This is a genomic window from Chitinophaga rupis (genome assembly GCF_900109685.1).
Taxonomy (GTDB): domain Bacteria; phylum Bacteroidota; class Bacteroidia; order Chitinophagales; family Chitinophagaceae; genus Chitinophaga; species Chitinophaga rupis.
The window spans coordinates 292,379-307,489 of record NZ_FOBB01000005.1 but is presented as its reverse complement, the minus strand read 5'-3'; the positions used below and the strand labels follow the sequence as shown (position 1 = coordinate 307,489).

Genomic DNA, 15,111 nt, shown 5'->3' with positions numbered 1-15,111 from the left:
CATGATAAGATCAGAAAGCATAGAAAAACGTTCGTTCCCGCTGGTAGAACTGGAAGCCGACCTGGTAGTAACAGGCGGCGGGCTGTCAGGCATCTGCTGTGCGGTTACCGCTGCCAGGCATGGACTGAAAGTAGTGCTGGTGCAGGACCGGAGCGTGCTGGGTGGCAATGCAAGCAGCGAGATACGTTTATGGATCCTGGGCGCAACCTCACACATGGGCAATAACAACCGCTGGGCAAGAGAAGGCGGCCTTGTAGATGAGATATTGGTGGAGAACATGTACCGGAACCCGGAAGGCAACCCCGTGATACTGGACGCGATATTACTTGACAAGGTAGTAAGCGAACCTAATATCACCTTATTGCTGAACACTACTGTTTACCATGCAGAGAAGCAGGACAGCGCCACCATCGCCTCTTTAAAAGCTTACTGCAGCCAGAACCAGACCGAATATGAATTAAAGGCGCCGCTGTTCTGTGACGCCTCCGGCGATGGTGTGGTAGGATTCCTTTCCGGTGCAGCATTCAGAATGGGCGCAGAAAGCATGGAAGAATTCAACGAGCTGTTTGCACCTACAGAGGCCTATGGCGAGCTGCTGGGCCATTCCCTTTACTTTTATTCAAAAGATACGGGCAGGCCTGTACGTTTTACGCCCCCCTCCTTTGCGCTTACGGATATTACGCAGATCCCCAAATTCCGGAGCTTTAACTCCCAGGAATACGGCTGTAAGCTTTGGTGGATAGAATACGGCGGGCGTATGGATACCGTACATGATACAGAGAAAATAAAATGGGAGCTGTGGAAAATAGTATATGGTGTATGGAACTATATTAAGAACTCCGGTAATTTCCCTGAAGCGGAAACCCTGACCCTTGAATGGGTAGGCATGATACCCGGCAAAAGGGAGAGCCGCCGCTTTGAAGGCGACTATATGTTAAAGCAGCAGGATGTTGTTGAACAACGCCTGCATGATGATGCCGTAGCCTTTGGTGGCTGGAGCCTTGACCTGCACCCTTCAGATGGTATTTATGCCGCTGGGCCGGGCTGCACCCAATGGCACAGCAAGGGCATTTATCAGATACCTTTCCGCAGCCTGTATTCAAGGAACATCAATAATCTTTTGCTGGCAGGGCGCATTATCAGCGCATCGCATGTGGCATTCGGATCATGCCGCGTAATGGCTACCAGCGCCTATGTTTCGCAGGCATCGGCCATGGCTGCCGTACTTTGTAAAACATTAGGATGCAACCCTGCAGCGCTTAATGATAACGGTAACGTAGCTACGCTGCAGCAATTACTGCTGCGCAGCGGGCAACATATTCCTGGTGTGGTGGCAAAAGACACCGATGATCTTGTACAGCAGGCAACAATTACTGCCAGCAGTGAGCTGCTGCTTTCCGGGCTGGAAGAAGACAGCGTACCACAGCCGCTTGATATTGCAGTAGCGCAAATGGTGCCGCTGAATGCAGGAAAGCTGCCGGCCATTCAGCTGCATGCATACAGCGATGCGCCCACTACCCTGCGTGCTGAAATAAGGATCAGTTCACGCAGGGGCAGCTATACGCCGGATACTACTATCGCTCAATTTGAGTTTGCCATTGAACCCGGCAAAAATTGCGTGGAGCTAAGATCCGATGCTGCTATTGAGCAAATGCAGTATGTATTTATTGTGCTGCATAAGAACCCACTGGTAAAGATCAGCCGCTCAGATAAAAGGATCACGGGCATCCTGTCGGTTTTCAGCACTACTAACCCGGCTGTATCCAACTATGGTAAGCAGGAGGCGCCTGATGGCATTGGCATAGACAGCTTTGAGTTCTGGTGCCCCCAGCGCAGGCCGGCAGGACAAAATATTGCCCTGCAGTTCGGCAGTCCCTTACGGGCTTTTGCTGCTGCTAATATCAGCAACGGCGTTGCAAGGCCTACCACGCAGCCCAATGCATGGGTAGCGGATCTGAACGATGCTGCCCCTACCCTTACGCTGCAGTGGGCAGCACCGAAGCGCATTAAAAAGCTTATTTTATCTTTTGATACTGATCTTGACCACCCGATGGAATCTGTGCTGATGTCGCACCCGGAAAATGTAATGCCGTTCTGCGTGCGTAATTATACCATCTTTGATGAAAGCGGGAACAAGGTGTATGAAAAAAAGGGAAATTACCAGACCAGGAACGAGATTGAGCTTCCCGACGCGGTTGTTACGTCCCGCCTTAGCATTAAAACGGAACATCCATCTGCCAATACACCGGCTGCTATTTTTGAAATACGCTGCTTTGAATAAGGCGTTAATTAATGAAGTGTTATGAAGAAGATATGCCTGCTTATTGTAAGCATCCAAATATTTTTATCTGTAACCATACAAGCACAGACCCTGTCACTTGCCAATAAACAGCTGCGCATTCAATGGCAGCAAACAAAGGAGGGTTGGAAAATAAACGGACTGCGTTTTTTTATTAACGGTCAATGGCAGCAGGTAGCGCATCCCTCCGGTGAATATACCCTGCTGTACACGGCAGAAAAACCTGCAGACAGCGACGGCACTATCTTTAAGACCATTAATGGCAAAGCCTGGCCTGATACGGCTTACAAATACCAGATCAATGCCTGGAAGCAGGCATCCTCGCCGGTGGCCTTAAATACTGCGGGCAAAGCTTTTCATTTTTACCCTTCCGGCGCAAAACAGGTATCAGCCACGCAAATTGTTTTCACCTATACATCCGCGCTGGCCATTATTACAGCCACATGGCAGCTGGACCCGCAATTTGCCGGCGACATTACGGTGAAGATGGAAATGCAATGTAAAAAGGATGGCTACTACTCCCTTTCAAGCCCTTCTGCAATAACCGTTGATCAGCAGGATATGGCATGGGCGGTAATGCCCGGTTATTTTCAGGGTAAAGAGCTGCAGCAGAACATGGTGCTTAGCTATGCGTATGGCCAGGGCGTGCCGGAGCTGCCGGTGCTTTACCGGGAACGCTGCGCCAGCACTTTTTGCCCCATCATCACCACAAAAGAAAATATATCCTTTGCCGTGATACCCAACCCGGGACTTGGCAGGGATCCCTGGGAAAGCGGCAAGAACACGCATCAGAAATGGCAGCTGGCACTTTCACATAAGAACAGGAGATCACAGCTTTCACCCACTGTTTATTATCCTGTGCTGGGCGAGCCCACCTCACTGAAAAAGCAGGGAGATAATATCAGCTATGGATTCCGTTACAGCTTTAACAAAGGTGAATGGTATCATTTGCTGACCCATGCGGTGAATGATGTGTATGATTTTAAGCAGGCGCTTGCCTTACGGAAAAATACGCAATCGCTTACCAGCAGGGTTGAGCATATGCAGCACTACCTGCGCGACCGGCATACTTCCCTCTGGAATACAGAGCAATATCAGGGACTTACAATCGGCGGACAATCTTACCTGGGCGGCGTGGTAGGCTCAAACCGTGATGCCATAAAAAATGCAGATTACGGGGCCATGTGGATGCTTGCCAACACCAGCGATGATAAATATCTTAAAGACAGTGTGCTGCCTTTTGCCTTAAACTTTAAGCTTGCACAGCAACAAACAGGCCCCGGCTTTTTCCAGGGCGCAGCCATTGGGCAGTACTATCTTGCCAAAAGCAAAACATTTACAGAAGAATGGGGCGACTTTGTGGAACCGGTAAGCCTTACCTATTATGTAATGCTGGACATAGGTAATATACTGTTATTTGAACCGGGCAATGATACGCTAAAGCAAAGGCTGGCACTGGGCGCAGCGCTGTTAATGAACTGGCAAAAAGCGGATGGCAGCTGGGAAGTAGCCTATGACCGGCACACGCAGCAGCCGCTTTTCACGGATATTAAAGACCTGCGGCCTACGTTCTACGGTCTATTGGTTGCCTACCGGGTATTGAAAGATGAAAAATATTTAACCGCAGCTAAAAAAGGCGCTGACTGGTTTATTCAAAATGCGGTGAACAAAGGCCATTTCATAGGCGTGTGCGGGGATGCGCGTTATGCGCCGGATTTTGCAACCGCCCAATCTGCGCAGGCATTACTGGACCTCTACGATCTTACAAAGGATAAAAAATACCAGGATGCCGCTATCAGCACCGCCCGCATGTACCTGACCTCCATTTATACGCAGCCGGTACCCTCTGAAAAAATGAAGCAGGTGAATGGTATTGCGCGCCGGGACTGGCAAATTTCGCAGGCAGGCCTGAGCTTTGAGCACGGCGGCATTATTGGCTCAGCCAACGGCGCAGGCCCCATTATGCTTTGCAGCCATGCAGGTATGTTTGTACGCATGTTCCAGCTAACGGGCGACAGCCTTTTTATTGAAATGGCCAGGGCGGCCGCCATTGGAAGGGATGCATTTGTGGATGCTAAAACAAGCGTTGCATCCTATTACTGGAATGCCATGAATAAAGGTGCAGGCCCTTACCCGCACCATGCATGGTGGCAAATAGGATGGATCACGGATTACCTGCTGTCTGAAGCACAGCTGCGCTCCGGCAACCAGGTTGCTTTCCCCAGAGGCTTTGTTACACCCAAGGTGGGGCCGCATGAATCGTATGGTTTTGCGCCAGGCAGCATCTATGGAAATGAGGCCAGCCTGATCAACCACCAGGGCCTTGTTGAATGCAGCAATCCAAATACAGAGTATATTCTTGCCCGTAGCAGCGATAAAAAAAATATGTTTGTAATACTGATGAATGATATTGGCGAACCCTTGAAAAGCCATGTGAAGCTGAATATTGACAAGATTAGCGCAATAACGGACCTGACAGCCAATAAACAGCTGCAGGCAGCCAGTGAGCTGGAGGTAGCGCTGGACGGCTACGGCATAAAAGTATTGATGATAAACTAACAACCTAAATCACTAGAATGGGGCAACTGGATTTTATAGTAATGGGCGTTTTTGCTTTGTTGATCCTGGGCATTGGCATGATGTTCACCCGCATAGGCAGCAAGAATTCATCGGCTTTTTTTGAGGCAGGCGGTGCTACGCCGTGGTGGATCAATAGCATTTCTTTATTCATCAGCTATTTTTCTGCCGGCACCTTTGTGGTGTGGGGCTCCATTGCCTATAAAAGCGGTTTTGTTGCCAACGGCATACAGCTTACCATGGTATTTGGGGGCATGCTGGTAGCGCTGTTCATTGCCGCCAAATGGAAGCGCACCGGCGCTGTAACAGCAGCGGAATATATTGGTAAAAGGCTGGGGACAGGCACGCAAAAATTTTACACCTTTCTTATTATGCTGCATGGCCTTTTTACCACGGCCTCTGTGCTGTATCCTGTTGGTAAAATGGTGAGCGTAGCTACTCCCCTTTCTTTGAACACCTGTATCCTGATCATTGGCGGCATTATTGTGCTCTACACTTCTGCGGGCGGCTTATGGGCAGTGCTGGTAACGGATGTGGTGCAGTTTGTGATCCTTACGGCAGCAGTAATGATCGTGATTCCAATGGCCTTTAAGGAGGCAGGCGGCGTACATTCTTTTGTAAATAAGGCACCGGACGGCTTTTTCAACTTCTTTAATTCAGAATATTCCTTTGGATTCTTCCTGGCGTTCCTTGCCTATCAAACCGTATACATTGGCGGCAACTGGGCATATGTGCAACGCTACACCAGCGTTTCCACTGAACGCAATTCAAAAAAAGTAGCCTGGCTGTTCACCATCCTTTACCTGGTGAGCCCCTTTATATGGATGCTGCCCCCTATGTTATACCGGGTTATTAACCCCAGCCTCAGCGGCCTGCAGCCGGAAGGCGCTTATATGATGCTTTGCCAGCAGGTATTGCCCGCAGGTTTGATAGGCCTTGTGTTATCAGGTATGATCTCCGCCAGCGCAAGCAAGGCCAATACCACCATTAATATAATGGCGGTGGTGTTTGCACATGATGTATATAAGAAAGCGTTTAACCAGCAGGCTACAGAAAAAACGCTGGTGCGGGCGGCCAGGTTCTTTACTGTGCTGTTTGGGTTTATTACGATTGCCATTGCCATGATGGTACCCATGATAGGCGGTATTGTTGAAATGGTACTGAGCACGGCCTCCATAGCAGGCGGCGCATTGTTTGCACCTATTATCTGGACCTTATATTCCAGGCGGCAAACCGGTACATCGGTGATCAGCGCATCATTATGCGGCCTGGTGATAAGCCTTGCCTTAAAGCTTTTTGGCACTGAGCTCCTAGGCCACAAGCTGGATCGCATGTGGGAAACAGTTTTGGGTGTAGGCATTCCCGTGTTTGTGCTGCTATGCTGGGAAATTTATTACCTGCTTGCCAAAAAAGAAGCTGCGCCTTATTTGCTGCAAACTTCGGAGGTAAAGGCTACCCATTCACCCGTGCAGGACATGGATGCCAGGAGCCAGAACATTTTTGGAATGAAAGTGATTGCCTCCGCCATTGCTATAGTGGGTGCAGGTATAGCCATGCTGGGCCTTGTGGCTACCGGCGGCGGTGTGGCTTTTTTTACAGGGCTGATTATAGCGCTTTGCTCATTGCCCTTGTTCCGTTCCGCAAGGGCGTAATGAGGTTCAGAGATCTGTTTTTACATCGTCCCAGTCTGAATTCTGATAGCAGGTGAGCCAGTTAAGGGTATAGTAACGTTCGTGCACCACATTAGTGTTAAGACCACAGCTTTCTTCCTCAGCCCGTGTACCGGCATCTACGCAAGCCCAGTGCATGCGGTAGCTTTTATCCAGCTCTTCGAGGATCTCCGCTTTGCTGCGCAGCTTTGCCTGCTGCTCTAAAGCGGCGCGCGGCTGGCTTGTCATGATCTCCACAACCTTAAATACATCACTTACCTCATCGGGAAAAGATAACTCTTCCACAAAACCTAGTGACCATAAAATAGCATTCAGGCTTTCATAGCGCCACATGGCGCTGATAATGGCCTGCTCCCCGGGCCGCAGGTTTTCAAACAGCTCCCGTTCTTTTGGGGAAAAGCCGTTTACCGCGTTATTATTTACAAATTCTTCAACGCTTTCCTGTTCCACACCTTCGCCTTTTGAAGCGGTGGCCATAAGGGCGTAGGCTCTTTCAATAACTTCCTGCTTAGTGCGGAGTTGGATGTCTTCTTCGTTACTGGTAAGGGGCAGGCCGGGGTTTATTTTAACGCCTTTACTTTGCAGCAGCGCTTCTGTACGTGCTTTACGGGCTTCCGCTTCTTGTGATAATTTATTGCTTTCCATATAGGCATGAAAATAATAAATTATTTTAAAGCAAATATTGCCCTCCTCAAAATGCGGGAGTACAGTCTTACCCTGTTACCTTCCAGGGTAAGACTGTTTTCCTTCAAAAGCTCATTGATTATTTTTCAGATAGCCGAAGAGTCCATGCTCTTCCTCATCGGGTCCTGCGGTAAAGAACAGCTGTGCAGGATCTGCCATTGGCACATTATTTTCCAGCGACCATAATCCCTGAATAACAAGGGGCTGCCATCCCTTTTTCAAAGGTCCCAGGAAGATGCCGGAAGTAGTGTACATATTGATCCTTCCATCGCCGAAGTTCCCGATCAGGATCACATCTTTTGTAGCACAGAAGCCTGGCGCCGCTACTGCCATGCCCCAGGGCGAATTCAAAGGCCCTCTTGTTGCAAAACGTTTCACCAGCATTCCATTTGGCCAGAAAATATCTATATATCCATTGCCTGGTCCTGCCTCGTCGTCTTCCTTTTCGGGCAGCAGCTGTTTAGCATAGGTTACATACAAGTACCCGCCAATGCTCCTGATGTTGAATGGCGCATAACCCTGCGGAATGCCGCTGCTATGAAAAGGCTTGCCGGTTACATACTTGAAATCCTTATCAAAAACATCAATCTTGCCATTACGGAAATCCGTAGCGTACAGATAATTATTGCCGCCGTCTTTTGCCAGTGCTAATCCTTTATACACTGAATGCCATGCTGACCTGTCTGCAACAATAGTAGCAGTATTTCCGCCACCCCAGGCAGCCAGTGTACCATCTTCCGTAGCAAAGATGAAGCGGCTTGCGGTAGCCTGCTTATCTTTCCAAAAAGCAAAATCTGTGGTATTGTTAAATACAATACCGGTAGGAGCTCCTCCAACTGAATCCGTAGGTGTGGGAATAGCAACCGAAGGCCTTAAAGTAGCGCCGGTTTTGTCGTAGATAGGGCTAAGGCCTGTTTCAGCAGCAGAGATCCAGATAGGGCCACTGGGCGCTACTGCAATGCCCCAGGCATTCACCAGGCCCGAATCGATGTGCGCTGCTCCAAAGCCCGACACATCCGCTACCAGGTTAACTTGGTCGTAATCATTGGGAATAAAATGCTGCGCAATTTTCTTACAACCTGTACTAAGCAGCAGGCATAAACAGAGCGCACCCATTTTTAAATGGGACAGGTTTTTGAATAACATTGGTTTCATTTTACAGGTTTAAATGATGAACAAATAAAACTCCATAAACCATCGGGGAAGGCCAGCTATCCATTCATATGATACAATCTAAAGGATTAAGAATTTTTCATTGATGAAACTTATTCACTGGAACAGCATAGGATGCATTATGCAAGGCGATAGGTACTTGGGGTAAAAGGGACTTATAAAGCCATAATTGGGGCGGCATGGATATTACGAGGTTTTTCTAAAAAGGGTTGCCTGCCTGGTATAATATTTTAACCGGCATTAAAAAACCCTTTGCGGCGGCCGGTATGCTACTGCAAAGGGTTATGTTACAGGCGAAGCCTGATCTGCTAGGCCGGCAATAAAGTTGCTGCCGGCTGGATCTGTAAACGCTCACACCATCCTTTAAAATCGTTGTGGATCTGCTGCAGGATCTGTTTTTGTTCCGGGGTTAGCTCCAGCGCATGCGCGCGGCTGATGGTGCGCACAGGAATGCCCCGCTGCTGCAGGAAATATTTTGCGCTCAGCGGATAAGCCACATGGATCAGCGGATCCACCCTTTGCAGCTCAGACTGGATCCAGCGTACATCATCCTGCCTGCTTTCATCATTCACATGATTGCACAGCCATACCAGTATTTCAGGATAAAAGTTCCCGGAGATAGAGGACATGCCCGCGGCTCCCATTTGCATGGAAGCAACTGCATTAGGCGTATGCGCATCGTAGAACTCCAGCCGGCTGCCGGCAGTAACCGCCAGCTTAGCCCTTACCTGCTCCACGTTGCAGGAGGTATCCTTGTGGTAAATAAGCCGGTTGGTGGCCAGCAGGGTTTTCAGTATTTCCGGCGTGATGATGCGTTTATAGGGCGCCGGGCATTCATACAATCCCAGCGGAATATTGCCAGTGAGGGAGAACAGCTCCTCAAAACGCTGCAGCAGCGTGCTGTCCGGCTCATCTATATTGGCAAAATGCCCTGTGATCATGATCACGGAATCCACTCCCGTATCATAGATCTTTTGTGTGAACAGGGCTTTATCTTTTATGGTAAGGCCAAAGGAACCGGTGGCCACCACAGGTACCCGGCCATTTACATAACGTACCACATGGCTGGTGAGCGCCAGCCGCTCGTCTTCGCTGATGCTGTACATTTCGGACGACAAACAATTGGCAAAAAAACCTTTCACACCCGCAGCCAGGTAGAAATCTATTAAGTGCTCCACCATCTCCAGGTCGATCTGCGCTTTCAGGTTAAAAGGGGTGATCATCACCGGGACAAATTTCTTTTGCATAACAAACGGTTTTTATACTCAGGAAGTTTTAATACGTTGCAGGCGTGTGAGCAGCATACCTGCCAGGAATATAGACAGGGTGCCCACCACTATAACCATGTTTGCGTGTAAATGGCTGCGTAGATGCACCCATTCCGCAGGCAGGTATTTGGACAAAGACATCCAGATAATGATCAGGATGCCGATGATAGTAGCTGTTGCTGCCGCAGCATTTTTAATCCCGGATACCATACCCAGGAGAAATAATCCCAGCATGCCCCCGGCAAAGATGCCGGACAGCTCCCACCACATGTCCAGGATGCTGCCTACACCTATCATTGAAATACCGGCTGCTATAGACAGCACGCCGGCCAGTGTGGAGGCGGCATACAGCACGTTCATTTCCCTTTTGGGCGTAACGCCCGGATTAATATAGCGCTGGTAAATATCTTTCAGGAACACAGTAGCGGTACTGTTCATACCGCTGCTGACGGTGCTCATGGCTGCAGATAAAATGGCAGCAATGATCAGCCCCATCAGCCCTGACGGCACTTTATTAACCATAAACCAGGGCAATACCTTATCGCCATAATCCGCCGGCTGCAGCGAAGCTACCGGCACATGCCGCTCTGCCGCTGCCTGCTGCTTTACGGCCAGCAATACTTCCGGGTGCTGCTGCGCATAGGCGTACAATGCAGTGCCGATAAAAAAGAACACCATGCTCACCGGCACATACCAGTATACGCATAACCAGATGCTGCGGGAAGCTTCCTTCTCTGAGCGGGCAGTATGGTAACGCTGCACATAGTTCTGATCCATTCCGAAATTATTCAGGTTAATAAAGAACCCGTAGAGCAATACCACCCAGAAAGTGGAATGGCTGAAATCACTGAGGCTGAAACTGCCCGGCGAAAATTTTCCATCGGCTATGCCTATACGGAAAATATCCCCGGCCCCGTTATTCATGCCGCCGATCACCAGGCACAGGATCACAATTGCGCCGGTTGTTTTAACGATGCCCTGCAGCACCTCTGTCCAGATCACTGCTTCCATGCCACCCAATACCGTGTATATAATAATGCAGACGCCTGCAACACAAATGATGGTACGCATATCCAGGCCCGTAAGCGCCTGCAGGGCCAGCGCTGCGCCAAAGAAAATGGAGCCCATCCGCGCCAGCTGCATTAGTATAAAACATACGGTAGCATAGGTTCTGGCCCAGGGGCCAAAGCGGCGCTCCAGGTGTGTATATGCGCTTACTACCCCGCTTCTGCGGTAAAACGGTACAAAATATTTTGCTGCAATAAAGGCTGCCAGCGGCATGGACAAGCTGAAAACAAACGCATTCCAGTTGCTGCCAAAGGCCTTACCCGGCACTCCCAGGAAAGTATTGCTGCTTAAAAAAGTAGCGTATAAAGAAAGCCCCAGTGCCCAGCCGGGAATGGTTCCCGATGCAGTGGTGAACTGTGCCGCATTCCTATTCTTCCGCGAAAACCGCACTCCAATAAGGATCATTCCCAACAGGTAAATAGCAATTACAGCCAGGTCAATTAATGGCAATTGGTGCATATCAGTTTCCAATTTTCATACGTGGACGGGATGACCCCAAAGGGTGTTTATGACCTTACATTCTTTTGGGTTCCCTATGCGAAGGTTGCCAATTTTTACGGGGCAAACAATGTTTTCAATTATGAAAAGGATGGCTTAAATTACTGCCACATGAATCAACTGGCTATCAGCGCTCCCATTACCCGGATCTTACCGGATCATCTGAAACGCAAGCTGGAAAAGCATCCGCTTGGGAAGAACCTTTTTATAACAGCGATGGGGTTCTATCCGGAGCATGTTGCAAAAGAGATCAGCGAGCCCAAAGGGGCGCCGGTATATACCCTGGTATATGCTGCGCAGGGAAAGGGCTGGCTGGAAACGGGCAAAAAAAAGAGCAGGGTGCATTCCAGTCAGTACCTGGTGATCCCGAAAAATACGCGCTTCCGCTGCTGGCCCGACCCACAGGCGCCCTGGCGCATTTATACCGTACAATTCTCCGGCAGGCTGGCGGATGATATTTTCAGCTATCTGGGCAACGGCATGAAACCGCGCACCATTCCGCCGCTGGTGGGCCGCAATGCGCAATTTGATGATATACTGCATCACCTTGACCTGATGAATAATATTGAAAACCTGCTGTACGCCAACTTCCGCTTTTACAGCTTCCTGGGCACTTTCCGGCTTACAGTATTCAATTACATGAAAAAAGGGGCTGATAATATTATAGAGCAATGCATACAGCTGATGAAACAGCGGCTGGATCAGCCGCTTACACTGGCAGACCTGTCGAAGGAAATGCACCTCTCCCCTTCTTATCTTTCGGCGCTGTTCAAAGAAAAAACGCGGTATAGCCCTATCCAGCTGTTCACCTCCCTGCGTATGCAGCAAGCCAGCCAGCTGCTGAAGGAAACGCAGCTTACCGTAAAAGAAATTGCAGGGCAAATGGGCTACGCTGATGCCTATACTTTTTCGAGGGCGTTTAAGCTGGTGATGGGCGTGGCGCCGAAGAACTTCAGGGATAATTAATAATTAAGAATGAATAATTAATAATAATGGATGCAGGAGTTCGCTTAACTGTGGTACTTCATTCTCGTTTAATTAATCATGCCAATACCGTATTGCAATTGCGCGATACGGTATTGGCATTTAATAGATAATAAGATAGCAAGAACAATAATAATGCAGCACCAGCCTTACCCGCAATATCTCCCTGCGATTATTAATTATTAATTCTTAATTGTTAATTCTTACTGCTTCACCATGGTATAGGTAAGCCGGTCGCCCTTTTCAATTGCATTATCTATATAATACACCATTGTTTTGCAGTCATAGCTGGCAACCGTGCCATTGAGCACACCATCGCTGGTTAAAGTATTGCCCTGTACCGCCCAGGTGCCATGTGCGGGGTTGTCGGCATCTGTGCAAACGGTTCCCATATCCTTGTAATCATAGGTGCCGTCACTGTTCAGCACCAGGATATTGTCTTTTTCACAGTCATCCATAGAAGCCAGGTAATCCTGAGGGGTAGCATTTGCACCGGACCTGTACTGTAAAGCCGTAAGCTTGTAGGAACCGGAAAGGCCGGCCAGGCTGATCCCGCATGCCGGGCTGTTATTTTCTTCTTCTTTCTTGCAGGAGAAAAGCATGCTGCCGGATACCATTACCATAAAAAACCATTTCATTGTAGATGTTTTCATATGTTTTGTTTACAGTAATACCCCCTTACCGGTCTGAAAGGTTGGGCTGAAAAAAGAAAAATATTTTTTTGGGGTTACCCAACCTTTATCAAAAAACGGGGGTATTACCTGTTATAGAGGCATCCCACCAAAGTTGTAATAATAATGCGGCGGCTGCCCTGGAACAACATTCATCACTTAAATAGAATAAATTGCGGCATTTTGGAAATAAAATGAAAAGTATAATACCGGCGATTGGAGTGGCCTGTTTAATGAGCTGTAGTACTACCATACAGCTTTCTATACCGGAAGCATTTAAACAGCAGGCTACCATGCAGCATGTAAGCGGGGCAAGAGGCAACAGGATGTCGTTTGCGAATTTTACCACTTCCAAGATAAAAAGAGGCATCCATTTAAAATATCCCGGCTGGGGAGGACGCGGTTTTTTCCTGGAGAATTTATTATGGAACAAGATCGGCGTTCAGAAAGTGGAAACGGTACGCAAGGAAAAAGCCAAGTTCCGTTATATGTTAACAGATGGAAAAAATGATGTGGCCGTGTACGCCGACGAAAAAGAGCTTACCAAAGCGGTGGACTTTGAGGGTATTAACGGCACAAAGATCTTCAACCCTTTTGAGGTGCTGCAGCAGCACAAGTATGTATTCTCCGCCATCATCAGCACCGATACCACACAGGAAAGCAAAAACTGGGAACTGCTGATGACCAATATCTACGACCGCGCAGCGGAACATGATAACAATCCATTTACTTTCATAAAGCAGGAAGACAGCGGGCTGGCAACCAATGGCAGCGATACCATTTTTATAAACCCATTAAGCATTAAAAAAACAACAACGCCTGATGGCAGAACAGGTCAGCTGCCGTTCAAAATGCTATCTGGCTATGAATTAAGCACCAGTGGCGGTGTAGTGGCCATCATTGATCTGATTGACCGGGATATCTGGTTTTACAATGAGCTGGATGGAGCGGAAAAATTAAATATAGCCGCCATAGGAACAGCAATCTTTGCAAGGAAAGTGAACGACGCTAAATGGTAATTCATTTGTGGGGCTGGAACAGGATCTAAATAATATCATTGCCGATTGCCGGAATGGCAGCAGAAAAGCGCAGGAGCAGCTATACCGCCAGCTTTATGGGTTTGCGATAGGGATTGCTATGCGTTATGCTGCCGACGAGCACGAGTCGGCTGATATTGTGGCCCACGCTTTTGTAAAGATGTTCAGGAGCATGCACACTTACGATGCGGCAAAAGGGAATTTCCATGGCTGGCTGAAAAGGATCGTCATTAATGAAGCACTGGATCATATAAAACAACACAGCCGCTTTACCAGTCTTGAGCTGGAAGTGGCGGAAGAGCCATTTGTTAACAACAGCGTTATCGAAAAAACAGATGCAGCCGCTATACTGCAGCTGGTAAGGCAGCTTCCGCCGGCTACCCACGCCGTGTTTGTCTTGTATGCCATTGACGGTTATGCCCACAAAGAGATAGCAGCGCAGCTGGGTATAAGCGAAGGCACCAGTAAATGGCATTTGAGCGAAGCCAGGAAGATCCTCCAACAAAAATTAACAGCAATAAAGATTTGAACACAACCACACCATACGAAAAGTTAATAGCAGCAAAGCTGGATGAGGTTCCTGTGCCGGATATGTCCGACAGCATCTGGGCCAGCATTGAAATGCAGCTGGATGCGGTTGTGGATACACCAAAGGAAAAGCCTGCTCAAAAATTTACCGGTAAAGGCTGGTATGGTTTTGCCGGAATAACGGTGGCGGCTATCGCTTTATTCTGGTATTATAGTTATAAAGATCCCGCACCGGAGCATACAGCGCCGCCTAAAAACATACCGGCTGCGGAAGCGCCATTGCCTGCCCCGGATACCAGCACAATGATCAAAGACATTGAAAAGAAAGCGGTTCCTGTTAAGCCTTTAAAGATTAAAAAAGATAGCCCCTTAGTAAAAGACAGCATTAGTGCAGAACCGGCGCCGGTACAGGATGTACCGCCCCTTAAAGTAGATTCACAAGCTTTCCGTTACGACAGGATCCAGGGCTACCGTCCTGATTCCATCAGCATTAAACCGGTGGATAAAAAGCCGAAGGGGGTGAAGGGGATTACGCCGGATGATTATAAGATCTCCGGCAAAAATTAATAACTTTTTAAGAATAATCTCCCGGCACTGGTTGAAATTGGGCAAATGTTTTGATCTCATCAGCGATCTTTACGATCACCGGCTTGC

General features: G+C 48.5%; 12 protein-coding genes. 7 read left to right on the top strand and 5 right to left on the bottom strand.

Going from position 1 to position 15,111, the window contains the following annotated elements:
• The first annotated feature begins 1 nt into the window (after position 1).
• Genes BMZ54_RS20750 through BMZ54_RS20740 form a run of 3 tightly spaced genes read left to right on the top strand, consistent with a single transcriptional unit; the run spans position 2 to position 6,528 of the window.
• Positions 2-2,281: an FAD-dependent oxidoreductase gene (locus BMZ54_RS20750; protein WP_089916665.1), complete on the top strand. Its 2,280-nt coding sequence runs from the start codon at positions 2-4 to the stop codon at positions 2,279-2,281.
• A 21-nt stretch (positions 2,282-2,302) separates the two neighbouring features.
• Positions 2,303-4,858 carry a glycerophosphoryl diester phosphodiesterase gene (locus tag BMZ54_RS20745; protein WP_089916662.1) on the top strand — a complete coding sequence of 852 codons (2,556 nt, stop codon included), beginning with the start codon at positions 2,303-2,305 and terminating at the stop codon, positions 4,856-4,858.
• A gap of 17 nt (positions 4,859-4,875) precedes the next feature.
• Positions 4,876-6,528, top strand: a complete 1,653-nt coding sequence (locus BMZ54_RS20740; RefSeq protein WP_089916656.1) for a sodium:solute symporter family protein — start codon at positions 4,876-4,878, stop codon at positions 6,526-6,528.
• Between the two features lie 6 nt (positions 6,529-6,534).
• Here BMZ54_RS20740 and BMZ54_RS20735 read toward each other — a convergent pair whose 3' ends face one another.
• The 4 genes from BMZ54_RS20735 to BMZ54_RS20720 all read right to left on the bottom strand — a co-directional run bounded on the left by BMZ54_RS20735 (position 6,535) and on the right by BMZ54_RS20720 (position 11,198).
• Complete coding sequence (locus BMZ54_RS20735) at positions 6,535-7,191, bottom strand: DUF4272 domain-containing protein (RefSeq protein WP_089916651.1); 657 nt, start codon at positions 7,189-7,191, stop codon at positions 6,535-6,537.
• Positions 7,192-7,302: 111 nt separating this feature from the next.
• Positions 7,303-8,385 carry a TIGR03118 family protein gene (locus BMZ54_RS20730; RefSeq protein WP_089916648.1) on the bottom strand — a complete coding sequence of 361 codons (1,083 nt, stop codon included), beginning with the start codon at positions 8,383-8,385 and terminating at the stop codon, positions 7,303-7,305.
• Between the two features lie 326 nt (positions 8,386-8,711).
• Positions 8,712-9,650 carry a dihydrodipicolinate synthase family protein gene (locus BMZ54_RS20725; protein ID WP_089916645.1) on the bottom strand — a complete coding sequence of 313 codons (939 nt, stop codon included), beginning with the start codon at positions 9,648-9,650 and terminating at the stop codon, positions 8,712-8,714.
• A gap of 18 nt (positions 9,651-9,668) precedes the next feature.
• Positions 9,669-11,198, bottom strand: a complete 1,530-nt coding sequence (locus tag BMZ54_RS20720) for a sodium:solute symporter family protein (protein WP_089916642.1) — start codon at positions 11,196-11,198, stop codon at positions 9,669-9,671.
• Between the two features lie 150 nt (positions 11,199-11,348).
• Here BMZ54_RS20720 and BMZ54_RS20715 point away from each other — a divergent pair, with 150 nt between their 5' ends.
• Positions 11,349-12,203 (top strand): AraC family transcriptional regulator, encoded by an 855-nt coding sequence (locus BMZ54_RS20715; protein WP_162277625.1) that lies wholly within the window; start codon positions 11,349-11,351, stop codon positions 12,201-12,203.
• A 221-nt stretch (positions 12,204-12,424) separates the two neighbouring features.
• Here BMZ54_RS20715 and BMZ54_RS20710 read toward each other — a convergent pair whose 3' ends face one another.
• On the bottom strand, positions 12,425-12,874 hold the full coding sequence (locus BMZ54_RS20710) for a lipocalin-like domain-containing protein (RefSeq protein ID WP_089916631.1): 450 nt from the start codon (positions 12,872-12,874) through the stop codon (positions 12,425-12,427).
• Between the two features lie 212 nt (positions 12,875-13,086).
• On the opposite strand from BMZ54_RS20710, the gene BMZ54_RS20705 reads away from it, so the two are divergent.
• From BMZ54_RS20705 to BMZ54_RS20695, 3 genes are read left to right on the top strand one after another with little or no spacing between them, the layout of a single operon-like run.
• Entirely contained in the window at positions 13,087-13,911 is an 825-nt protein-coding gene (locus BMZ54_RS20705) for a hypothetical protein (protein ID WP_143081086.1), read from the top strand.
• A gap of 7 nt (positions 13,912-13,918) precedes the next feature.
• On the top strand, positions 13,919-14,458 hold the full coding sequence (locus tag BMZ54_RS20700) for an RNA polymerase sigma factor (protein WP_089916625.1): 540 nt from the start codon (positions 13,919-13,921) through the stop codon (positions 14,456-14,458).
• On the top strand, positions 14,455-15,024 hold the full coding sequence (locus BMZ54_RS20695) for a hypothetical protein (protein ID WP_089916623.1): 570 nt from the start codon (positions 14,455-14,457) through the stop codon (positions 15,022-15,024). The genes BMZ54_RS20700 and BMZ54_RS20695 overlap by 4 nt, the downstream gene beginning before the upstream one ends.
• The last annotated feature ends 87 nt before the right edge of the window (positions 15,025-15,111 follow it).